The organism is Streptomyces chrestomyceticus JCM 4735 (assembly GCF_003865135.1).
GTDB classification, from domain to species: domain Bacteria; phylum Actinomycetota; class Actinomycetes; order Streptomycetales; family Streptomycetaceae; genus Streptomyces; species Streptomyces chrestomyceticus.
Genome location: NZ_BHZC01000001.1, coordinates 2076998 through 2098765, shown reverse-complemented (window position 1 = coordinate 2098765; position 21768 = coordinate 2076998). Strand labels below are relative to the sequence as shown.

The 21768-nt window shown below is 73.9% G+C and carries 18 protein-coding genes; 8 read left to right on the top strand and 10 right to left on the bottom strand.

Annotation, left to right across the window (positions count from 1 at the left end):
* Positions 1 to 148 precede the first annotated feature (148 nt).
* Positions 149 to 2428, bottom strand: coding sequence for a glycogen debranching protein GlgX (glgX, locus tag EJG53_RS08675; RefSeq protein ID WP_125044369.1), 2280 nt, complete (start codon positions 2426 to 2428; stop codon positions 149 to 151).
* A gap of 238 nt (positions 2429 to 2666) precedes the next feature.
* Between glgX and EJG53_RS08670 the strand changes: the two genes are divergently transcribed.
* The 4 genes from EJG53_RS08670 (at position 2667) to EJG53_RS08655 (ending at position 7271) form a co-directional block, all read left to right on the top strand.
* A complete protein-coding gene (locus EJG53_RS08670) occupies positions 2667 to 3476 on the top strand; it encodes a Tat pathway signal sequence domain protein (protein ID WP_125044368.1) in 810 nt (269 codons plus the stop codon).
* Positions 3477 to 3606: 130 nt separating this feature from the next.
* Positions 3607 to 5010, top strand: a complete 1404-nt coding sequence (locus EJG53_RS08665; RefSeq protein ID WP_244955056.1) for a copper amine oxidase — start codon at positions 3607 to 3609, stop codon at positions 5008 to 5010.
* Positions 5011 to 5112: 102 nt separating this feature from the next.
* Positions 5113 to 6378: an SAV2148 family HEPN domain-containing protein gene (locus tag EJG53_RS08660; protein WP_030018033.1), complete on the top strand. Its 1266-nt coding sequence runs from the start codon at positions 5113 to 5115 to the stop codon at positions 6376 to 6378.
* A gap of 113 nt (positions 6379 to 6491) precedes the next feature.
* Complete coding sequence (locus tag EJG53_RS08655; RefSeq protein ID WP_125044367.1) at positions 6492 to 7271, top strand: exonuclease domain-containing protein; 780 nt, start codon at positions 6492 to 6494, stop codon at positions 7269 to 7271.
* A 10-nt stretch (positions 7272 to 7281) separates the two neighbouring features.
* Here the strand turns inward: EJG53_RS08655 and EJG53_RS08650 are convergent, their stop codons facing one another.
* Positions 7282 to 8172, bottom strand: a complete 891-nt coding sequence (locus EJG53_RS08650) for an aminoglycoside phosphotransferase family protein (protein ID WP_125044366.1) — start codon at positions 8170 to 8172, stop codon at positions 7282 to 7284.
* Between the two features lie 180 nt (positions 8173 to 8352).
* Here EJG53_RS08650 and EJG53_RS08645 point away from each other — a divergent pair, with 180 nt between their 5' ends.
* The 4 genes from EJG53_RS08645 (at position 8353) to EJG53_RS08630 (ending at position 13423) form a co-directional block, all read left to right on the top strand.
* A complete protein-coding gene (locus tag EJG53_RS08645) occupies positions 8353 to 9393 on the top strand; it encodes a carbohydrate ABC transporter permease (RefSeq protein ID WP_435844641.1) in 1041 nt (346 codons plus the stop codon).
* A gap of 2 nt (positions 9394 to 9395) precedes the next feature.
* Positions 9396 to 10265, top strand: a complete 870-nt coding sequence (locus tag EJG53_RS08640; RefSeq protein ID WP_174856543.1) for a carbohydrate ABC transporter permease — start codon at positions 9396 to 9398, stop codon at positions 10263 to 10265.
* The gene (locus EJG53_RS08635; protein ID WP_244955054.1) at positions 10265 to 11575 is read left to right on the top strand and encodes an ABC transporter substrate-binding protein; all 1311 of its coding nucleotides are present in this window, start codon (positions 10265 to 10267) and stop codon (positions 11573 to 11575) included. The genes EJG53_RS08640 and EJG53_RS08635 overlap by 1 nt, the downstream gene beginning before the upstream one ends.
* A gap of 621 nt (positions 11576 to 12196) precedes the next feature.
* On the top strand, positions 12197 to 13423 hold the full coding sequence (locus EJG53_RS08630) for a S8 family peptidase (RefSeq protein WP_125044365.1): 1227 nt from the start codon (positions 12197 to 12199) through the stop codon (positions 13421 to 13423).
* Positions 13424 to 13516: 93 nt separating this feature from the next.
* Here the strand turns inward: EJG53_RS08630 and EJG53_RS08625 are convergent, their stop codons facing one another.
* The 8 genes from EJG53_RS08625 to EJG53_RS08590 form a co-directional block, all read right to left on the bottom strand.
* Positions 13517 to 14461 (bottom strand): glycosyltransferase family 2 protein, encoded by a 945-nt coding sequence (locus tag EJG53_RS08625; protein WP_125044364.1) that lies wholly within the window; start codon positions 14459 to 14461, stop codon positions 13517 to 13519.
* A gap of 148 nt (positions 14462 to 14609) precedes the next feature.
* Positions 14610 to 15539, bottom strand: coding sequence for a glycosyltransferase family 2 protein (locus EJG53_RS08620; RefSeq protein ID WP_125044363.1), 930 nt, complete (start codon positions 15537 to 15539; stop codon positions 14610 to 14612).
* Positions 15536 to 16939: a D-glycero-beta-D-manno-heptose 1-phosphate adenylyltransferase gene (rfaE2, locus tag EJG53_RS08615; RefSeq protein WP_125044362.1), complete on the bottom strand. Its 1404-nt coding sequence runs from the start codon at positions 16937 to 16939 to the stop codon at positions 15536 to 15538. Before rfaE2 ends, EJG53_RS08620 begins: the two co-directional genes overlap by 4 nt.
* A 34-nt stretch (positions 16940 to 16973) precedes the next feature.
* The gene (locus EJG53_RS08610; protein ID WP_125044361.1) at positions 16974 to 17621 is read right to left on the bottom strand and encodes a D-sedoheptulose-7-phosphate isomerase; all 648 of its coding nucleotides are present in this window, start codon (positions 17619 to 17621) and stop codon (positions 16974 to 16976) included.
* 146 nt (positions 17622 to 17767) lie between these two features.
* Entirely contained in the window at positions 17768 to 19009 is a 1242-nt protein-coding gene (locus tag EJG53_RS08605; RefSeq protein ID WP_125044360.1) for a glycosyltransferase, read from the bottom strand.
* Positions 19006 to 19971 (bottom strand): glycosyltransferase, encoded by a 966-nt coding sequence (locus tag EJG53_RS08600; RefSeq protein ID WP_125044359.1) that lies wholly within the window; start codon positions 19969 to 19971, stop codon positions 19006 to 19008. The genes EJG53_RS08605 and EJG53_RS08600 overlap by 4 nt, the downstream gene beginning before the upstream one ends.
* A complete protein-coding gene (locus EJG53_RS08595) occupies positions 19968 to 21083 on the bottom strand; it encodes a glycosyltransferase family 9 protein (RefSeq protein ID WP_125044358.1) in 1116 nt (371 codons plus the stop codon). Before EJG53_RS08595 ends, EJG53_RS08600 begins: the two co-directional genes overlap by 4 nt.
* Entirely contained in the window at positions 21080 to 21721 is a 642-nt protein-coding gene (locus EJG53_RS08590; RefSeq protein ID WP_371858796.1) for a D-glycero-alpha-D-manno-heptose-1,7-bisphosphate 7-phosphatase, read from the bottom strand. The genes EJG53_RS08595 and EJG53_RS08590 overlap by 4 nt, the downstream gene beginning before the upstream one ends.
* Positions 21722 to 21768 lie beyond the last annotated feature (47 nt).

Here is a 21768-nt window from a genome sequence, read left to right as displayed (position 1 = left end):
TGGCGGAGCCAGGTGTACGGCCGGTGGCGTATCCGGACCGGACGCGGGCGGCGCGCGCCGTACACGCGTGGCCGCTCCGGTGGGGCCGGGGACCGCCGTACGCAGGCGGTTCCCCGGCCTCGTACGACCGGGCCGGGCCCCGGACGCCTCAGGCGGGCCGCTGGAGCACCATCATGCTGCGGCCGAGCAGCGTGAGCTGGTCGCCGGCCTGGGCCTTGAGGCCGCCACCGTCGGCCACGACCTCCGGATGGGCGGTGTCCACGACCGCCTGCCACTGGCGGCCGTGGTCGACGGGCACGGTGAACTCCCGGTCGTCACCGTGCGCATTGAACATCAGCAGGAAGGAGTCGTCGGTGATCCGCTCGCCGCGCGGTCCCGGCTCGGTGATCGCGCTGCCGTTGAGGAAGACCGTCAGCGACTTGGCGTGCGCGGCCTGCCAGTCGCGCTGCCGCATCTCCTCGCCCTCCGCGGTGAACCAGGCGATGTCGGACAGCTCGTCGTGGGTGCCCTCCATGGGCCGGCCGTGGAAGAAGCGGCGCCGGCGGAAGACCGGGTGGTCGCGCCGCAGCCACACCATCTGCCGGACGAAGGCCAGCATCTCCCGGCCCTCCTCGCGGACGGCGGCCTGCTCCCGCTGCTCCTGGAGGTCCGAGTCGGAGAGGTCGGCGGGGGAGTCGGTCTGTACGTCGTCGGCGGCCTCCGCGCCGGGGTCGGCGGTGGCACCCGACCCGCTCGCGCCCGGTACGTCTTCACCCGATTCCGGCCCCGGCCCGCCCGTCCCCGGCCACCGCACCCACGCCAGCTCATTGTCCTGGCAGTACGCGTTGTTGTTGCCGTTCTGGGTGCGCCCGAACTCGTCGCCGTGGCTGAGCATCGGCACGCCCTGCGACAGCAGCAGCGTGGCGATGAAGTTGCGCATCTGGCGGGCCCGCAGCTCCTGGACCGCGGGGTCGTCGGTCGGCCCCTCGGCCCCGCAGTTCCAGGACCGGTTGAAGCTCTCGCCGTCCTGATTGTCCTCGCCGTTGGCCTCGTTGTGCTTGTTGTCGTAGCTGACCAGGTCGCGCAGGGTGAAGCCGTCGTGGCAGGTGACGAAGTTGACGGAGGCCAGCGGGCGCCGCCCGTCGCCCTGGTACAGGTCGGAGGATCCGGTCAGCCGGGAGCCGAACTCGGCGAGGGTGCGCGGTTCGCCGCGCCACAGGTCCCGTACGGTGTCGCGGAACTTGCCGTTCCACTCGGTCCACAGCGGCGGGAAGTTGCCCACCTGGTAGCCGCCCTCGCCCACGTCCCACGGTTCGGCGATCAGCTTGACCTGGCTGACCACCGGGTCCTGCTGTACCAGGTCGAAGAACGAGGACAGCCGGTCCACCTCGTGGAACTGCCGGGCCAGCGTCGCCGCCAGGTCGAAGCGGAACCCGTCCACCCGCATCTCCGTCACCCAGTAGCGGAGTGAGTCCATGATGAGCTGGAGGACGTGCGGGCTGCGCATCAGTAGCGAGTTGCCGGTACCGGTGGTGTCCATGTAGTAGCGCGGGTCGTCGGCGACCAGCCGGTAGTAGGAGGCGTTGTCCAGGCCGCGGAAGGAGAGCGTGGGGCCGAGGTGGTTGCCCTCCGCGGTGTGGTTGTAGACCACGTCGAGGATGACTTCGATACCGGCCTCGTGCAGCGCCCGTACCGCCGACTTGAATTCCAGCACCTGCTGCCCGCGGTCGCCCCAGGAGGCGTACGCGTTGTGCGGGGCGAAGAAGCCGATGGTGTTGTAGCCCCAGTAGTTCGCCAGTCCGGCGTCCACCAGCCGGTGGTCGTGCACGAACTGGTGGACCGGCATCAGCTCCAGGGCCGTGACCCCCAGCCCGGTCAGGTGGTCGATGACCGCGGGGTGCGCCAGCGCCGCGTAGCTGCCGCGCAGGTCGTCCGGCAGGTCGGGGTGGAGCATGGTCAGGCCCTTGACGTGCGCCTCGTAGAGCACCGTCTCGTGGTAGTCGGTGCGGGGCGGGCGGTCGTCGCCCCAGTCGAAGTACGGGTTGATCACGACCGACGTCATCGTGTGCGGCGCCGAGTCGAGGTCGTTGCGGCTGTCCGGCTTGCCGAAGTGGTAGCCGTACACCGCCTCGTCCCAGTCGATGCTGCCGCTGACCGCCTTCGCGTACGGGTCCAGCAGCAGCTTGGCGGAGTTGTGCCGGTCACCGCGCGACGGCTCGTACGGGCCGTGCACCCGGAAGCCGTAGCGCTGCCCCGGCATGATCCCGGGGAGGTAGGCGTGCCGTACGAACGCGTCGGTCTCCCGCAGTTCGACGGCGGTCTCCGAGCCGTCGTCGTGCAGCAGTGACAGCTCGATGCGTTCCGCCGTCTCGGAGTACACCGCGAAGTTGGTGCCCGCACCGTCGTACGTGGCACCCAGGGGATACATCTGTCCCGGCCAGACCTGCATACGTCGACTCTTCCACTTCCTCGATGGGCGCCGCGAAGCCTTGAGGCATCACGGCGGTCATGCGTCGCCGTGTTCGATTGCTGCGTACGGTGCTGCGATCGTCTCGTGTTCCAACCTGCCCAATACGGCTGGTTTTTCGCGCGATCTGCGCCGAAAGGCGGGCAACCCGCAGCGAAGTCGGATCGTCGTACAGGACGACCGATATGTGCTGAGCACCATGAGGCAGCAGGGGGGAACTGTGCGCAACTTGATGCACCGCCACCTGGGCAAGCTGGTGGCGGGAGCGGCCGCGGCGCTGGCGGGTACCGCCGTACTGGCCGCGGTGACCCTGCCAGGGGACGCGGGGGCGTCCGGCGGGGGGAGCCGGACCACCGCGGCCGAAGGGCCGGGAGCGGGAACCGGCCAGGCGCCGCAGATACGGCCGGGAGCGGTGGAACGCGCGCCCGAGGAGGGCAGCACGGGCGTCGGCCGGGACCCGCTCACGGACGACGAGGTCGCGCGGGCCCAGGCCCTCGCCACGCCCCGTACGTTCCGCGGCGCGACCGAGGACGTCAAGGGCAGAGCGGGCCCGGAGCGGCTGACCACCGATCTGGCCGAGCTGGGCCCGGACGAGACCGGCCTCGCCGACCCGCCGCGCCGGGCGAACGTGTCGTTCTACGACTACCGGTCCGACGCGTACGTGACCAAGACCGTCAACCTGACGACCGGAAAGGTGGAGAAGACCGACAGCCGGCACGGGGTGCAGCCGCCGCCCAACCGGGCCGAGAGCGAGGCCGCGGCCGGGCTGCTGATCGCCGCGCCCGAGGGCGCGGGGCTGCGGGAGGACTACAAACACGCCACCGGCAAGGAGCTGACCGGTCCCGGCCAGCTTGCCGTGCGCGGCTTCGTCTACCGGGGGGAGGCGGAAGGACCGGCCCCGGCCGGGCTGCGCGCCTGCGGGGAGCACCGCTGCGTCCGGCTGTTCACCAAGGTGCGCGACGGCCAGTGGATCGACACCCGGCGCTATGTGGTCGACCTGAGCGCCCGCACGGTGGGCCGGCTCGGCTGAGCCGCCCGCGCGTGCCCCGGTACGGCGCCCCGGCCCGCCGCGGGCCGGCCGCCGTCCGACGGCACCCGTGCCGCACCACGCACCCGCGTACTCCGAAGCTCGTGTCCCACTGCCGTACAGGAGCGTTTCCATGCACGCAAGACCCTTCCGCCGTGCCCGCGTCGGCCACGGCCGCGCCCGTGTCCCTGCCCGTACCCTCGTCCGTACCCACCGTGCACGGGTCCGGCGCGCCGCACTGCTCGCCGCGCCGCTGCTGCTCGGTACGGCCGCTCTGACGAGCGGACCGGCCGCCGCCCAGGCCGTGTCTCCGGCGTCCCCGGCGTCTACGCCGTCCCCGCCCGCCGCCACCGCCGCAGGGTGCAGTACCCCGTACAGCATCACGCAGACCCTCGAAGCCGGCACCACTTGGCGGATGTGCTGGCACTACGACGCGAACGCCGGGCTGGTTCTGGACAACGTCTCGTACCAGCCCAAGAGCGAGCCCCGCCCGATCCAGGTGCTGACCAGCGCGAAGCTGGCGCAGATCCACGTGCCCTACGACGACGGCGGCAACGAGTACGACGACCTCACCGGCCAGAGCTTCGCCCAGGGGCTCCAGACGCTGGACCCGGGCGAGTGTCCCGGCGGCACCATCAAATCGGTCAAGGTGCCGGGCGCCTGGGACCCGGACCACCCGGACGTCAACGGGCTGTGCGTCACCACCCGGGCCCGCGGCCACGCCTACCGTCTGGGCCGCTACCCGGGCGAGACCACCAAGGTCCAGCAGCTCCAGGGCAAGGACCTGCTCGTCTACACGGTCAACAAGACCGGGTGGTACGAGTACATCGTCGAGTGGCGGTTCTCCGCGGACGGCACCATCAACATGCAGGTCGGAGCGACCGGCACGCTCTCGCCCGTCGACTACGACGCGGGTGACGGGCGCGGCTGGCCGCTCGGCAAGGGCGCCAAGGACTACGCCACCAGCCACAGCCACAACGTCTTCTGGCGGCTGAACTTCGGGCTGGACGGCTCGTCGGCCAACCGGGTCGAGCAGTTCGACTCGACGACCACCGCGCAGAGCGGCGCGCTGACCCCCAAGACGAAGACGGTCCGCACCCCGGTGGCCAAGGAACTGGCGGGCGACGCCGGGCCGACCCGCTGGTGGCGGGTGGTCAGCAACACCGGAAAGAACAAGGACGGTCATCCGCGGTCGTACGAGATCGTCCCCGGTCGTTCCAGCAAGTACACCGGACGCGCCTTCACCCGGCACGACGTGTACTTCACCGAGTACAACAAGTGTGAGCAGTTCGCCAGCAACAACCTCGCGAACTGCGGAGCCGGCGCGGGCGCCAGCGTGGACCGGTGGGTCAACGGACAGCCGCTCCGCCACCCCATCGCGTGGGTCAACATCGGCTACCACCACATCGCCCGGGACGAGGACCAGGAGCCCATGCCGGTGCACTGGCAGGGCTTCCAGCTCGCCCCCCGGGACGTCACCGCTATGAATCCGCTCACTCCGCCCGAGCTTTCCGGACACAACGGTCACGTCGAATAAGGGGAGTTGGCCGGGGACTCGATCCATCCTGCTGCACCGCCTCCCGGACCCGCAGTAGTCTGCCTTGATCGTTGGCACGGGGGTTCGGAAGGCGGTGCGCAGGTGAGCTCGGGCGGGCTGGAGTTGCCCCCTGGTGACGACGGCCATGACGGCCAGGACAGTCATGAGGGACACGAGGGCGGCTCCGTCGACGCCCCGCCCGGGGCGGTGTCCCTGGCCCGGCCGATGGAGATCGGCGCGGAGCTGGACTGGGGCGCCGAGGCCTGGAGCGAGGTGCGCACCCGCGCCCGGCGGGCCGGGCGCGCCTATATCTGGCTGAACCTCGTCGAACAGCGGCTGCGGGCCGTCGTGGCGGCCGTGCTGCTGCCCGTGTACGAACCGGTGCACGGCGACGAATGGGTCATCGCCGCGGCCGGCCCCACCGGCCAGGAGTGGGTCCAGCGGGCGGTCGCGGTCCGCGAGGTCAGCCGCCGCAAGGGCTATCTGCTCGACCCCGCCGACGACAACATCCTCAGCTTCCTGACCCTGCCGCAACTGCGCGAGCTGATGGTGCAGCACTGGCCCTGCTTCGAGCCGTACTTCGACGACCGGCGGGAGGTGGAGCTGGCCCTCGACGAACTGGAGGTGGCCCGCAACATCGTCTCCCGCAACCGTGCCCTGACCGGCACCGTCCTCGCCCAGGCGGAGAGAGCCTCCGCCCGGCTGCTGGAAATACTGGGCTCCGGTATCGGCACCCGTACCGCCGGACGGCTGCCCATCGACGCCGTGGAGGACCTGGTCGGCGACCGGTACGCGGACGTCGTCGGCGTCCACACCGACCGGGTGCGCCTCCAGCGGCAACTGCCCGCCGAGGACCTCTTCGGCGGCGCCCGGCGCCTGGACGCCATCGGCATCGGCCTCAACCTCCTCGTACAGAACTACTCCGGACGCCGCATGGTCCGCCTCGCGGAGTCCGGCTGCCGGGTCCGGCTCCTCTTCCTCAACCCCGCCAGCAGCGCGGTCCGCCGCCGCGAGCGGGAACTGGGCCTCAAGAAGGGCGAGATGAGCCGCTCCATCGAGATGAACATCCTGCACATGCGGCGGGTACGGGCCCGGCTGCACGACCCCGGCGCCTTCGAGATCCAGGTCTTCGACGAGACGCCCCGGTTCACCGCCTACCTGGTGGACGGCGACGGCCCGGACGGTGTGGCGGTCGTCCAGCCGTACCTGCGGCGCAGCCGGGGCATGGAGTCCCCGGTCCTCGTCCTGCGCGGCGGCGGCCGCGAGGTACTGCGCCAGGACCCGGACCGGGACGACGACCACGGCCTCTTCGAGACGTACCGGGAAGAGTTCGAGAACGTGTGGGCGGATTCGCGGCCGGTGTCGTGAGGGCGGCCCGCCCGGGGCGTCCGGCCGCCGGGAAGAGGGCGGAGCCGGGGCGTTGTCAGTGTCGCGTGGGAGAGTAGGGGAACACGGGGGAAGCAACACCGAAGGAGGCCGTCATGGGCTGGCATCAAGGGCTGCTCGTCAGTTTCGACTTGGAGACCACCGGCACGGACGTGGAGCGGGACCGCATCGTCACCGCCGCGCTGATAAGGCTGGACGCGGACGGCCGGGAGGCCCTGCGGGACACCTGGCTGCTCGATCCCGGCGTGCCGGTGCCCGAGGAGGCGGCGGCCATACACGGGATGACGACCGCTCATGTGCGGGCGCACGGCCAGGCGGCGGCGGAGGGGGTCGAGCAGATCGCCACCGCGCTCGCCGCGGCGCTGGAGGCGGGTCTCCCGCTCGTGGTGATGAACGCGCGTTACGACCTCTCGCTGCTGGACCGCGAATGCCGCCGGTACGGCCTGCCGACCCTGGCCGAGCGGCTCGGCCGGCAGCCCGCCCCGGTCATCGACCCGTTGGTGCTGGACAAGCACGTGGACCGCTACCGCAAGGGCAAGCGGACCCTTCAGGCCCTCTGCCGGCACTACGGCGTCCCGCTGGAGGCGGCACACGAAGCGGGCGCGGACGCGGTGGCGGCGGCCGCTGTGGCGCGCCGGATCGGCGAGCGGCATCCGGCGGTGGCCGGGACGGCGCTCGCCGCGCTGCACGCCCTTCAGGAGGAGGCGGCTGCCGAGCAGGCCGCGTCGTTCCAGAAGTATCTGCGCCGCTCCGGTGACCCGGCGGCGATAGTCGAGGCGGCCTGGCCGCTCATTCCGTACCAGCGGACGCGGGAGCGCCCCGAGGAGCTGGAGCTCGATCTGTCCGGTCCCGGGCAGGGGCAGAAGCAGGGGTAGGTCTCGGCCGTCAGAAGGGGTACCAGCGGACGGTGGTGTCGCCCTCGCGCAGGGAGGCGATGCGGCGGCGGAACTCCTTGAGGGCGGCGGGGTTGCCGGGCGCGTGCTGGGAGACCCAGGCACAGCTTGCCGTCTCCCGCGAGCCGCGCAGCACCGCGCAGCCCTCCCAGTCCCGGACGTCCCAGCCGTAGATCCGCACGAACGCGTCGTACGCCGCGGCGGGCAGGCCGTAGCGGTCGCGGCTGAGCGCCATCACCACGAGATCGTGTTCCCGCAGATCGGAGGAGAAGGTTTCGAGATCCACGAGCACCGGGCCGTCGGGGCCCACATGGACGTTACGGGTCAGCGCGTCACCGTGCACCGGGCCGCGCGGCAGATGCGGTTCCAGCGCGGTGGCGGCAGCGGCGAACGCGTCGCGGCGGCCCCGCAGGTAGTCGGCGTCCCGCGCCGAGACCGCGTCGCCGGCCAGCCGCAGCCAGCGCTCCACGCCGCCCAGCAGTTCCCGCCGGGGGAGGGCGAACGGCGGTTCCGGCAGTGCGTGCACCAGCCGCAGCAGGGCGGCGAGGTCGGCCGGTTCGGCGGGGCGTACGGAGTCGGGCAGCCGCTCCCAGAAGGTGACCGGGTGCCCGTTCACCAAGCGGGCCGCCGGCTCGGCCGCGCGCACGGCCGGTACGCCCTGGTCCGCCAGCCACACGGCGACGCGCAGTTCCCGCTCGGCGCGCTCCAGCAGTTCGGCGCTGCGCCCGACCCGTACGACCGGGCCGCTGCCGCCGGTGGCGAAGACCGCGTTCTCGCCGAGCGAGAGCAGCCGGGCGTCGGCGGCGATGTCGGGCCGGCCGGCCGCGGCCAGGACGTCCCGGGCGTGCGCCTCCGTGAACGGAGTGGTGCTCGGTGCGGTCATCGGGGCGCCTCCTGCGGTGCGTGATCGGTATCAGTCTCGCAGGTCCCCGCGGGCCCGGACTTCCGGCGGGGTGCTTGACTGCGCCGGGCGGCGTCACGACGATGACGGCGGCCGTCCGGCCCGTTCCGCCCGGGGACGCGCGGCCTGTTCGTGGTGGTCGCAGCCGCCCTGGGTGTACAGATGCGGGGAGTCGCGTTGGGTCGAGACGGTCCCGTACGGGGGCAGGGGCGTACGAGTGCGGGAGGGGCGGGCGCGGGGCCGGAGCCGGGGACCGGGGACCGGCCGACGCCCGGACGCGATCACAGGCGCGGGGCCGGGCGCGAGCGCGGTCACGGACACAGCCACGGCCACGGCACCTGGTTCCTGATCCTGCCCGCGCTGATCCCGATCCTGGTGCTGAGCGTGGGCCCGCTGCTGTACGGCATCGGGCTGGCGTTCACCGACGCGCAGTCGGGGCGGACCCAGGCCACCCGGTGGGTCGGCCTGCTCAACTTCTCCGACCTGCTCCAGGACACCCTGTTCTGGGACTCGTTCCGGGTCGGGCTGGTGTGGGCGCTGGGCGTCACGGTCCCGCAGTTCTTCCTCGCCCTCGGGCTGGCGCTGCTGCTCGGCCAGGAGCTGCGGCTGCGCTGGCTGGCCCGCGCGCTGGCGATCATCCCGTGGGCGATGCCCGAGGTCGTGGTGGGCATCATGTGGCGGCTGGTCTACCACCCGGACGCGGGCGTGCTGAACGAGACGCTGCGCAGCGTCGGACTGGGCCCGGACGAGGGCCGGGACTGGCTGAGCGGCACGGCCACCGCCCTGCTCGCCGTGATCGTCGTGGGTGTCTGGGCGGGGATGCCGCAGACCACGGTGACCCTCCTCGCCGGGCTCCAGAACGTCCCCCGTGAACTGCACGAGGCCGCCGCGATGGACGGCGCCGGGGCCTGGCGCCGGTTCCGTACGGTCACCTGGCCCGCGATCAAGCCGGTCGCGCTGGCCGTCTCGGCGCTCAACTTCATCTGGAACTTCAACTCCTTCGCGCTGGTCTTCGTGCTGACCGACGGCGGCCCGGGCGGCCGCACCCGGCTGCCGATGCTGTTCGCGTACGAGGAGGCGTTCCGGTACGGACAGTTCGGGTACGCCGCCGCGATGGGGCTGGCGATGGTCGCGCTGATCGCGGTCCTGCTGGCCGTCTACCTGTCACGGCGGCTGCGAGGCGAGGGGGAGGAGGAACAGTGACGGTGACCCGGAAGTCCCCGGCCGCCCTGCGTGACCCGGCCACCCGGCGGAGCCTCGGCCGGGCCGGGCAGTACCTCGCCCTCCTCTGCTACCTGGCCTTCCTCGCGTTCCCCTTCCTCTGGCTGGTCTCCACCGCCTTCAAGCCGCCCCGTGAACTGGGCAGCATCCACCCCACCTGGATCCCCAGGGCGCCGACGCTGGACAACTTCCGTACCGCCTTCGACGAGCAGCCGCTGCTCCAGGCCGCCGGCAACAGCCTGCTCGCGGCCGCGGTCTCGGCGCTGGTGGCGATCGTCCTGGCGACGCCCATGGCGTATGTCCTCGCCCGCCGCCGCACCCGCTTCGCGCGGGCGGCGACCGGCTGGGTCGTGGTCAGCCAGGCGTTCCCGCTGGTCCTGGTGATCATCCCGCTCTTCCTCGTCCTGAAGGCCCTCCACCTGGTCGACGCCCGGACCGGACTCGTCCTGGTGTACGTGGTGTGGTCGCTGCCGTTCGCGCTGTGGATGCTGACCGGTTACGTCCGGGCCGTACCGCCGGAGCTGGAGGAGGCCGCCGCGGTGGACGGCGCGGGCCGGCTGCGCATCCTGGTCTCGGTCACCGGACCGCTGCTGATGCCCGGCATCGTCGCCACCGGACTGTTCGCCTTCATCACCGCATGGAACGAGTTCTTCTTCGCGCTCGTCCTGCTCAAGTCGCCGGAGAAGCAGACGATGCCGGTCGTCCTGACCCACTTCCTCGGGGCCGAGGGCGTCGCCGACCTCGGCCCGCTCGCCGCGGCGGCCCTGCTCGCCACGCTGCCCGGCCTGGTGCTCTTCGCGGTCATCCAGCGCCGGATCACCGGCGGCATGCTGGCCGGGGCGGTGAAGCACTGATGGCCGCGCCCGGCGGTCCGCGCCGCCGTACCGTGCTCGCCGCCGCCGCGGCCGTGCCCGCCGCTGCCCTGCTGCCCGGCTGTTCGGGCGGCGGCGGAAGCCGCGGCGGCGACCGGGGCGTGCTCCGCTTCCAGTCGCTGGCCTGGCAGAAGGAGTCGGTCGACGCCAACAAGCAGTTGGTGGCGGAGTGGAACCGGCGGCATCCGGACATCCCCGTCCAGTACGTCCAGGGGGCCTGGCCCACCGTCCACGACCAGTTGCTCACCTCCTTCGAGGGCGGCGAGGCGCCGGACATCATCCACGACGCCGCCGACGACCTCGCCGACTTCGCCTACGGCGGCCACCTCGCCGACCTGACCGGCCTGCTGCCCCGGCGCCTGCGGGACGACATCCCGCGGCGCACCTGGGAGTCGGGCACCTTCGGCGGCCGGGTGTACGGCATCCCCTTCCTCCAGGAGCCCCGCGTCCTGATCGCCGACCGGGTGCGGCTGCGGCGTTCCGGCGTACGGGTGCCGACGGTGCGCGAGCCGTGGACGTGGGAGGAGTTCGGGGAGGTGGCGAAGGAGCTGACGGGCGGTGGCGGGTACGGCGTCGCCTGGCCGCTGAAGGAGCCGGTGTCCGTCACGCTCAACCTGGCCCTGTCCACCGGCGGCCGGATCTTCCGGCGCCGCCCGGACGGCAAGGCCGAGGTACGGTTCGACGCCGCCGACCAGGTGGTGCCGCGCGCCATCCACGACCAGGTCGACGTCGACCGCAGCGCGGCCCGTACGACGCTGGGCATGGGTGGCGCCGACACGCTGCCCGGCTTCTTCGCCGGCCGGTACGCGATCCTGCCGCTCGGCTTCTCCTACCGGCAGCAGATCGTGCAGCAGGCCCCGAAGGAGTTCGAGTGGACGGTGCTGCCCGCGCCCGGCGGCACCGGCGGCGGGGACCAGGGCGTCAGCCCGCAGACCCTGTCGATCGCGGCGGACTGTCCCCGTAAGGAGGAGGCGATGGCCTTTGTCGACTTCCTGCTGAGGCCGCCCAACATGGTGCGGCTCGCCCTCGGCGACTGGATGCTGCCGACCGGCCGGGAGGCGCTGAAGGCCCCGGAACTCCACACGGACCGCTACGGCTGGGCGACGGGCACCGCGCTGGCCGGTACCTTGCGCGCCGCCCCCGCGCAGTCGGTGCGGGGCTACCCGGAGTGGAAGGACAAGATCGCGACACCGGCCTTCCAGGAGTACTACAGCGGTGCCGTCGGCCTGGACGCACTGCGCGAGCGGCTGGTCCACGACGGGAACCTGGTGCTGGCGCGGTATCAGCGCTGAGGAGGCCGGCGGGCGTTCTGTGCCGGAATATCGGCGCATTGCCAGTATTCCCAATAAGAGTGATGAGAAGTGGGCTTGGCGGGCGAACCCCCCGTCGCCCGCTGTGCCGGGGGAATTGCGTTGCGTATAAGACGGATTCGGCCGGGGGCGGTCGGCGTTCCGCCGGAGATGTGGTCGTGAGTGAGTGATGCCACGTCCCGGAAGTGTTATGCCGAGGATTGAGGAAGCGTCGGTCGGGGATTGTTGATCTGTGAAGAAGCGCGGCGCAGGTGGGGGTGATTGCCCAACTGGTCCCTGTAGCGGCGGGTTTTCCTCACTTCGGCACACCACACTCCGTACCGTCGGTAACTTCAACGCCCGTACCGCGTCTGACCTGCGTCATGTTGCCGCTTTGTGAACGGAGTTGACGTACCGTCGGCCGACCCTGGTGCGTGTTTGGCCCCTTCTGTGGCCGTTTGCAATTACGCAGGCTTGTTGCTTATCTCACAACGCCCGGTCGGCCTTGAATTGGTCCCGTCAATCCGACAGGGTTTCGAGCCAGCCCGGCGGAGATCTTCTTGTCCGTCCGGGCTGTTGCGCAACGCTTTCCCCCCACACTTCCCGAACGAGGAGAACCCTCGAATGGCTCACGCTCACAAGCGTTCCAGCAAGAAGCGGCTCGTCACCGCGATAACCGCCGTGGTCGCCGCGACCGGTATCGCCACGGTCACCGCGGTCACCGCGGGCGCTTCGCCCGCCGAGGGCAAGATCTACGGCGCCGAGGCCAAGGGCGCCGTCAGCGGCAGCTACATCGTCATGCTGAAGAACTCGGTGCGCGGCGCCGGGGTGCAGGCCGAGCAGAACAAGGACCTGGCCGGCAAGTACGGCGGCGAGGTCAAGCGGACCTACTCCGCCGCGCTGAACGGTTTCTCCGCCACCGGCCTCAGCGACGAGGAGGCCCGTCGGCTGGCCGCCGACCCGGCCGTCGACAAGGTCGTGCAGAACAAGAAGTTCCACATCGACGGCACCCAGGAGAACCCGCCGTCGTGGGGCCTGGACCGGATCGACCAGGCCGACACCCAGGGCGACAAGAAGTACACCTACCCCGACAGCGCGGGTGAGGGCGTCACCGCGTACGTCATCGACACCGGTGTCCGCACCACGCACCAGGACTTCGAGGGCCGCGCCTCCTCCGGCTTCGACGCGGTCGACGGCGACAACGACGCCACCGACGGCAACGGCCACGGCACCCACGTCGCGGGCACCATCGCCGGCAAGGCGCACGGCGTCGCCAAGAAGGCCAAGATCGTGGCCGTCCGGGTGCTGGACGACCAGGGCTCCGGCTCCACCGAGCAGGTCGTCGCGGGCATCGACTGGGTGACCAAGAACCACAAGGGCCCCTCGGTGGCGAACATGTCGCTGGGCGGCGGCGCCGACGAGGCGCTGGACGCGGCGGTCCAGAAGGCGGTCGCCTCCGGAGTCACCTTCGCCGTGGCGGCGGGCAACGAGTCCACCGACGCGGGCCAGGGCTCCCCGGCGCGGGTCAAGGAGGCCATCACGGTCGCCTCCAGCACCAACACCGACGAGCAGTCCGACTTCTCCAACTTCGGCAGCGCGGTGGACCTCTACGCGCCCGGTTCGGACATCACCTCGGCCTGGAACGACAGCGACCAGGGCACCAAGACCATCTCCGGTACGTCCATGGCCACCCCGCACGTCGCGGGCGCCGCCGCGGTCTACCTGAGCGGTCACCAGGACGCCAAGCCGGACGCGGTCGCCACGGCGCTGACCGACGGCGCCACGCCCGACAAGATCAAGAACGCCAGTGAGGGCACGCCCAACAAGCTGCTGAAGGTCGGCGAGAAGTAACCGCACCGCCCGTTCGGCTCCGGACGCCGGCCGTCGCGCTCGCCCCCACGGGGCACGACGGCCGGCGTCGCGCCGTCCGTGGCCGGGAACGGTTCACCCGCAGTACCGCCGCGCCGTCGACTCCCGCTGCGGTGCCTCCAGCAGCCGCAGCCGGCTCTCCACCTCCCGCGGCAGCGGGCGCCGTTCCCGCAGCACCCACGGCAGACCGCCGGCGGCCTCGGCGAACGCCCGTACGGACACCGCGTCCCTGGGCACCGTCGAGGCGAGCACCCGCGTCCGGCGCACGGCGGCCGGCAGCGGCCTGCGCAGCCAGGTGAACCACAGGGTGTTGCGGATGCCCTGGCGCCGGCGCAGGGTCGCGTCGCGGTGCGGCGACGCCCGGTGGTGGACGGTGAGCCGGTCGGCGTACACCAGCCACCAGCCGTCGGCCGCCAGGTCCGCGGCGAGCAGTTCCTCCTCGCCGCCCAGGACCAGCCGGGGCGAGAAGCCGCCCGCCGCCCGGAAGGCGTCGGCGCGCAGCACCGTGGCCGCCGCGAGGAACGAGCCGAGCGCCGGGCCCGGCAGCCAGGAAGGGGCGGGCAGCGGGGAGTGCCGCAGCTCCTGGACGATCGGGTCCTCGACGGGCTCACCCGGGCGGGCGCCGGACGCGGCGCCCGCCTCCGGGGCGTCCGGGTGCGGATGGACCATGATGCGCGCGGTCACCGCGCCCAGCCGCCCGTACGCGTCCAGCAGGTCGGCGGCCCCGGCCAGGGCGCCGGGCTCCCACCACGAGTCGTCGTCGCAGAACGCGAGGTACGGCGTGGCCGCCACCCGCGCGGCCAGATTGCGGCCCACCGCCCCGGCGTTGTGGTCCAGCGGGATGAGCCGCGGCGCGAGGGGATGGCGGCGGACGGCGGACGCGGTGCCGTCCGTGGAACCGTTGTCCACCACGACGACGGGCGGCTTCTCCGGCAGTTCGGCGAGCCGGTCGAGGGTGTGCAGCAGATCGTCGCTGCGGTTGCGGGTGATGACGATGACGGTGGTGCGCGGATCGGTCACGGGAGCTGTCCTCGGATCGGTACGGTCATGCCTGGCACCGGGGTTCCGGTGCGGGGTGACGGAGGGGGCGTCCGGCGGGCCGGTGCGCTGCGGGTGCAACGGCGGGCCGGCGCACCCGGGGTGCTGCGGGCCCCGCACACGGCCCCCCTCACGGCGTCATCTCCAGCGCCCGCACCCGGCGTTCCACCAGCCCCGGCAGCAGCCGCCGGCGGGCCAGCGCGGCCGGCAGGCGGCGTACCGCCTCGCGCAGGGCGCGGCGCGCCTCCGGGTCCGTACGGCCGTCCAGCGCCAGCCGCAGGGTGTGCGCGAGGGCGTGCCGGAGCGGGCGGCGCAGCCAGGCGGTGAGCAGGGCGTTGCGGCGTACGCGGGCGGTGCGGCCGGGGCGGGGGGCGCCGCCCGTGCCGTCGGGCACGTGCCGGGCGACGAGGGCGGGGCAGTAGGCGACGCCCCAGCCGCGCGCTTCGAGGTCCATGGCCAGCAGGGTTTCCTCGGCGCCGAAGTGGAGTACGGGGTGGTAGCCGCCGGCTTCCAGGAAGGCGTCCCGGCGCGCGACGGCGGCGCAGCCCAGGAAGCCGAGGACGGACGGTCCCGGCAGGTCGGGCTCGCGGCCGAGCGGGGAGGCGGCGAGGACCGCGTTGAGCGGGTCGGCGTCGGCGTCGGCGTCCGTACCGACGAGGGTGCTGGCGGCGGCCAGTCCCAGCCGGGGGTGTGCCGCGAACACCTCGGTGGCGCGGGCCAGGGCGCCGGGCTCCCACCAGGAGTCGTCGTCGCTGAACGCGACGAGCGGTGTGTCGAGGGCGGCGGCACCGTACGTACGGCCGACCGCGCCGAGGTTGCGGCCGGGGGTGAGGATCCGTACGGCGGGAAAACGGGCGCGGACGGCGGCCGCGGTGCCGTCCGACGAGCCGTTGTCCACGACCACGACGGGCGGTGCTTCGGGCAGCCGCGTCACCCGCTCCAGTGTGGCGAGCAGCCGCTCCCGCCGGTCCCGGGTGATCATGACGATGCCCACCAGGGGCGCCGGCCGGGCGCCCGGCGCGGCCACGGCGTCCGGCGCTTGCGCCGTCGGCGCCGTCACGACCGGTATCCCGGGCCGGGCGCCGCGGCGCGGGCCGCCCGCCGGGCCAGCGCGGTCGTCGACCGGCCGTCCAGGTAGGGCAGGACGAGCGCCTGCCCGCCCCACTCCCGCAGGGTGGCCGCCTCCGGGAGCGCGTCCACGGAGTAGTCGCCGCCCTTGACCCACACGTCGGGCCGCAGCCGGCCCAGTAGTTCGACGGGGGAGTCCTCGTCGAAGACGGCGACGGCGTCGACGCTGCCCAGCCCGGCCAGGACGCGGGCGCGGTCCGCCGCCCGGGTGAGCGGCCGTCCCGGGCCTTTGAGGCGGGTGACGGACGCGTCGGAGTTGACGCAGACGATGAGGCAGTCGCCGATCCGCCGGGCGCTCTCCAGCAGGCCCACGTGCCCGGCGTGCAGCAGGTCGAAGCAGCCGCCGGTGGCGACCACCGTCCCGCCCCTGGCCTGCACGGACCGGGCCAGCTCGAACGGGTCGGCGGGCCGCTCCGGCGCCGGGCGTCCGGGGGGTGGAGCGGTGCGCCACAGGGCGCGGTTGCCCGCGCCGCCCGCCGCGACGAAGGCGGCGGCCTCGGCGACGGCCCGTTGTACGGCCTCCTCGGGCAGCGCGCCGTCGGCCAGCGCGGCGGCCGCCGTGGCGGCGAAGCAGTCGCCCGCCCCGCAGGGGTCGCCGTCGGCCCGGTACGGCGCGGGCACCAGCATCGGCGAGTCACTGCCCGCCCTGGCCAGCAGCGCGCCGCGCACGCCGAGCGTCACCGCGACGGCCGCGGCCCGCCAATCGGCGGCCAGTTGGGCACCCCGTACGGCACAGGCGCGCAGCGACCGGTCCTCGCCGGAGGTCAGGGCGCGGGCCTCGGACGCGTTGGGCGTGACCAGCCGCGCGCCCGGTACGGGCGTGCCGCCCTTGGGGTGCGGGTCCCACAGCAGCGGGGCCCGGCGCGCCACCTCGGTGAGCAGGCCGTGGACCGCCGCCGCCGTACCGCGCCCGTAGTCGGCGACGAGGACGGCGCGGGCCCCGGCGAGCGTCTCGCGCACCGAGGGGCCGGGCTCGCCCGGACGGCCGCCGCCGCGGTCGAACCGCACCAGGGGACGGCCGGAGGCCATCACCCGCGTCTTCTCGGGGAGCCGGCCCTCCAGCGGGATCTCCACCAGACGTACGGTCCCGCGCAGTGCGCGCCGTACCGCCTCGCTCGCCGGGTCCGGGCCCAGCGCGGTCACCAGGACGACGTCGCGCCCGGACCGCGCGGCGAGCGCGGCGGCGAGACCGGCGCCGCCCGGCCGGCTGCGGTCGTCGGTGACGTCCACGACGGGGGCGGGCGCGTCCGGGGCCAGGCGCGAGGCGTCACCGTCGATGTCCCGGTCGAGGAGGACGTCGCCCACGACCACCAGCGGCTGACGGTTCCTCATGACAGCCTCCCGGTTGCGCCGCCACGGCGGGCGTTCACAGTGCGCCGTCCCGGTCCGCCACCGCGACTTCCAGCGGGACGCCCGCCGTGGCCTGCGCGGTCCGGGGCGCGCCGCTGACGGCGTCGAAGTGCTCGCACAGGATGTGCACCGCGATCAGGTGCGCCTCCTGGACCGTCGCGCCGCTCGGGGAGTCCACGCACACCGCTTCGTCGGCGGCGTCGGCCAGCGGGTTGGGCCGGGGGCCGGTCAGCGCCCAGACCCGCAGTTCGGCGTCCCGCGCGGTCTCGGCGGCGGCCAGCAGGTTGTCGCTGCGGCCGGAGGTGGACAGCAGCAGGAGCACGTCGCCGGGGCGGCCGTGGGCGGCGACCTGCCGGGCGAAGACCTGCCCGAAGCCGTAGTCGTTGCCGATGGCGGTGACGCTGGAGGTCTCGGCGTGCAGCGCTATGGCGGAGTAGGCGGGGCGGTCCTGCTGGTAGCGGCCGACGAGTTCGGCCGTCAGGTGCTGGGCCTGGGCGGCGCTGCCGCCGTTGCCGGCGGCGAGCAGCCGGCCGCCGACGGGCAGCACGGTGCCGAGGTGGGTGCCCCACTCGGCCAGCCGGCGCAGGCTGGTCCGGCGCAGGGTGCTGACCGCGTCCTGGAGCGACTGGCAGTGGCGGTGGGCGGCGTCAAGGGGTTGGCTCATGGTCGTCGGGCTCCCGGTGCGCCGGTGGCGCTGGGGCCCGCACCTCCTTCGTACGTCTGCGGCGGGGACAGGGCGTCGGACGGCGACGAGGGACAGTCGGGGACGGCCGCGGTGCCGGGCCGGACGGCGGCGCGTGCGGCCGGCGGTCACACCACCTCGGTGACGGCGGCGGGCCGCGGGCTCAGCACGCCGAGGTAGACGGCTTCGGTGCCGGCCGCGACCTGTTCCCAGCCGTACCGGGCCAGCACCCGGCGGCGGCCCGCGGCGCCGCAGGCGGCCCGTACCGCGCCGTCCAGGAGCAGTTCGCCGACGGCGTGGGCCAGCGCCGCCGGGTCGCGGGGCGGCACCAGCCGTCCGCAGTCCGGGTCGGAGACGGTGTCCAACTGCCCGCCGACGGCGGTGGCCACGACCGGTGTGCCGCAGGCCATGGCCTCCAGCGGCACGATGCCGAACGGCTCGTAGTCCGCCGGGCACAGCACCACGTCGGCGGCGCGCAGCAACTGCGGTACGTCCTCGCAGCGCACGCCGCCGGTGAAGCTCACCCGGTCCGCGACCCCGGCGGCGCGGGCCAGTCGGCGCAGCCGCCGTATCTCGGGGTCCTGGTCCGTCCGGTCGGCGGGCGGCCCGCCGGCGATGACGAGCTGAGCCTCGGGCAGCCGGGCCAGCGCGGCGATGGAGACCTCGGCGCCCTTGCGCGGGACGAGCCGGCCGAGCTGGAGGAGCAGCGGGCGCCGCGAACCGTGGTCGGCGGCCGGCCCGTCGGGGGTGAAGCGCGCCGTGTCGACGCCGCACGGCACCACGTCTATCTTGCTCTCCGTGATGCCCATCCGGCCCAGTTCGGTGACCTCGTCCCGGCAGGTGGCGATCACCCGGTGGCAGCCCTCGCCGACCGCCGTCTCGTCGGTGACACGGGAGCGCGGGCTGGTGTCGGAATCCCGTTGGTGGCGCCGCTTGACGGTGCCCAGGGCGTGGTACGTGTGGGCCAGCGGCAGCCCGAGTTCGCGGGTGGCCCGCAGTGCGGCCAGGCCGGACATCCAGAAGTGGGAGTGGACCACGTCCGGCGCCCGTTCCCGCCACTGTGAGGTGAGGAAGTCGCCGAACGCCGGCATGTACGGCAGCAGCCCGTCCTTGGGGACGTGCCGCGGCGGTCCGGCGGGGACGTGCCGGACCCGTACGCCGGGCCGCAGCACGACCTCGTCCGGCGGTTCGGGGGAGTCCCGCCGGGTGTACACGGTCACCCGGTGGCCCCGGTCGGCCAGCGCGCCGGCCAGGCGCGCGACATGGACGTTCTGGCCGCCCGCGTCGACGCCGCCGAGGACCGCCAGCGGGCTGGCGTGCTCGGAGACGAGCGCGACGGACAGGCGCGGGACGGTGCCGGGCGAGGTCATGCGGACACCTCCGTGAGGACGCGCTCCCAGTCGTGCAGGAAGCGCTTGAGCCCGTACCGCTCCAGCGCCGCCTGGCGGGCCCGCGCGCCGTCCTCGGCCGCCGCGTCGGGGTCCTCCAGGTACGTGCGGGCGGCCTGGGCCAGGATCTCGGGCCGGTTGGAGAGGGTGCCGGTGCCGGGCAGCACCGCCTCGGCGGCCTCGGTGGTGGCCAGGGCCACCACCGGCATCCCCAGGTGCATGGCCTCCAGGAGCGACAGGCCGAGCGAGGTCCAGCGCACCGGGTGCAGGTAGAAGCGGCGCTGCGCCATCGCCTCGTGCAGTTCGGCCTGCGGGAGGTCGGCCGTGCGGCAGCGGTCCGGGGGCAGGCCGAGGTGTGCGGCGAGCCCGTCGGTGCGCATGCCGAAGACGTCCAGCGGGGCGGCCTCGGCCAGCGCGGGCAGCAGGTCGGTGCCGACCGTACGGCCGCGGCGGACCGGCTCGTTGGTGACGACGGCGGCCCGGGCGAGCCGGCCGGTGTACTGGTGGCCGGGGTCGACGATGCCGTGCTCGATCACTTCCGTACGGGTGCCGCCGCTGTCCCAGAACAGCCGGTTGAAGTGGGTGACGTGCACGAGGACCAGGTCGTCGCGGTCGGCGCACGGGTGGCGGGTGTGCGGCACGTCGCCGTCCGGCGCGTTGTGCTCCAGGTAGACGGCGGGCACGTCCCGGCCGGGACGGCGCCCGCCCAGCCAGCGCTCCGCCAGTTCGGCCTCGTGCGGCCGTTGCAGGACGACGAGGTCGACGGGGGCGTGCCGCAGCTCCGCCGGGGTCTGCTCGACCACCGAGTCGGGCCAGGGGAAGGTACGGGCCCGGCCCAGCCCGTCGGGGCCGCGGTCCGGGGTGACCGGCACCAGGTAGGTGTGCGGTCCCTGGACGAACGCGGTCGTCCAGGAGCCGTGGACATGCCAGAGCAGAATGTTCATACGGTCGCACCTCTTTCGGTGTCGGTCGCGGACCGGGCGGATGCGGCGGCGGACCGGGCGGTCCCGGGCGCGCCGCGTACGGTGTCGTCCGGCGGCCGGCCGGGGCCGGTCAGCCGGGACACGGCCGCGAGCAGCGCGGTGTCGCTGACCGTGTCGAGACAGGGGTGGCCGGGCACCGGGCAGCGCCGGGCGCGGCTGCCCGCGCACGGTGCCTCCTGGTCGCCGAGCAGGACGTGCGGCACCCCGTACGGGGCCCACAGCCGCGCGGGGACCACCGGCGCGAACAGGCAGACGACCGGCGTCCCCACGGCCGCGGCCAGGTGCGCGGGGCCGGTGTTGCCGACGATCACCGCCCGCGCGTGGGCCAGCACCCCGGCGAGCTGGCGGGCGTCGGTGCGCCCGCCGAGGTCCAGTGCGTGGCCGCCCGCGACGGCGGCGGTCAGCTCCCGTTCGCCGGGACCGCCGGTGACGATCACCCGGTGGCCCGCCGCGCTCAGCGCGCCCGCCGCCCGCGTCGCCCGCGCCGCGCTCCAGGCGCGGGCCGGCACGGCGGCGCCCGGATGCAGCACCACGTACGGGTCGCCGCCGGTCAGCGGCGTGGTGTCGGGCGGCGGGAGAACACCCAGGGCGCCGTCGTCGTCCGGCGGCAGCGCGAACCCGGCGTCCCGCGCCAGGTCCAGTGCGGCCTCGGCCTCGTGCCGCTCCGGCTTGCGGTGGTGCCGCAGGTCCAGCAGGGCGCCCGGATAGTCCACGCTGTCCGCCGCGACCCAGCCGATACCGGCGAGCTTGAGCAGCAACGCCGCGGGCAACGGGCTCTGGTGGTACGACACGAGCACCAGCGCCCGGTCGAACCGGCCCGCCGCGAGGGTGTCCACCAGCGCCTCCGTGACCTGCCGGTCGACCGGCGCGGGCCGCAGGCCCACCCACGGCGCGTCGTGCACGATCACCTCGTCCACCCCGGGCAGCAGCCGCGCCGCACGCTCGCCCAACGGCCCGCACAGCAACGCTGTATACGAGGAACCCGCCGCCACGGCGCGTACCGCCGGACCGGCCAGCAGCACGTCGCCCGCGCTGTCCAGCCGCACGACGAGGGTGCGCGGGGCCGTGCTCATACGGTGCCCTCCCCGTCACCCGGGCCGTACAACAACAGCCGTACGGCGCCCGGCAGATCGCAGGCGTACTCCGGCGCTGCCGCGACCTCCTCCGCGCGCGTCACCGGCGTCGGCACCAGCACTCCGCGCGCGCCGGCGGCCCGCGCCGCGTCCACGTCGGCACCGATGTCGCCCACCACGGCGGTCCGCGCGGGGGAGACGCCGAGGAACGCGCAGGCCGCGAGGACCAGTCCGGGCGCGGGCTTGCGGCAGCCGCAGCCGTCTCCGGGCCCGTGCGGGCACACCGCCCAGACGCCGAACGGCCCGAGCCGGTCCTCGACCTCCTGCCGTACGGCCGCGACCTGCGCGCCGCTCAGCAGACCGCGCGCAACGCCGGACTGGTTGCTCACCACGCCCACCGCCAGACCGCGAGCCCGTACGGCGTCCAGCGCCGCGCGCGCTCCGGGCATCGGCTCCACCAGCGCCGGGTCACCGTTGTACGGCACGTCGGCCACCAGCGTCCCGTCCCGGTCGAAGAGCACCGCCTCCAGCGGGCCCGCGCCACCGTACGGCCGCGCCCCTGCGGGCACCGGCACCCGCGCCGGAGCACCCCGCCCCGGCGCATACAGCCACAGCCGCCCGGACTCCTCGCGGTCCAGCGCCGGAGCGGCGACCGCCGTGGCCCCCTGATCCCTGTCCCTGCCCA

Coding starts and splice junctions, on each gene's coding strand:
- glgX (WP_125044369.1), bottom strand. CDS start 2,428: ATGCAGGTCTGGCCGGGACAGATGTATCCCCTGGGTGCCACGTACGAC.
- EJG53_RS08665 (WP_244955056.1), top strand. CDS start 3,607: ATGCACGCAAGACCCTTCCGCCGTGCCCGCGTCGGCCACGGCCGCGCC.
- EJG53_RS08655 (WP_125044367.1), top strand. CDS start 6,492: ATGGGCTGGCATCAAGGGCTGCTCGTCAGTTTCGACTTGGAGACCACC.
- EJG53_RS08650 (WP_125044366.1), bottom strand. CDS start 8,172: ATGACCGCACCGAGCACCACTCCGTTCACGGAGGCGCACGCCCGGGAC.
- EJG53_RS08645 (WP_435844641.1), top strand. CDS start 8,353: ATGCGGGGAGTCGCGTTGGGTCGAGACGGTCCCGTACGGGGGCAGGGG.
- EJG53_RS08635 (WP_244955054.1), top strand. CDS start 10,265: ATGGCCGCGCCCGGCGGTCCGCGCCGCCGTACCGTGCTCGCCGCCGCC.
- EJG53_RS08630 (WP_125044365.1), top strand. CDS start 12,197: ATGGCTCACGCTCACAAGCGTTCCAGCAAGAAGCGGCTCGTCACCGCG.
- rfaE2 (WP_125044362.1), bottom strand. CDS start 16,939: ATGAGGAACCGTCAGCCGCTGGTGGTCGTGGGCGACGTCCTCCTCGAC.
- EJG53_RS08610 (WP_125044361.1), bottom strand. CDS start 17,621: ATGAGCCAACCCCTTGACGCCGCCCACCGCCACTGCCAGTCGCTCCAG.
- EJG53_RS08605 (WP_125044360.1), bottom strand. CDS start 19,009: ATGACCTCGCCCGGCACCGTCCCGCGCCTGTCCGTCGCGCTCGTCTCC.
- EJG53_RS08600 (WP_125044359.1), bottom strand. CDS start 19,971: ATGAACATTCTGCTCTGGCATGTCCACGGCTCCTGGACGACCGCGTTC.
- EJG53_RS08595 (WP_125044358.1), bottom strand. CDS start 21,083: ATGAGCACGGCCCCGCGCACCCTCGTCGTGCGGCTGGACAGCGCGGGC.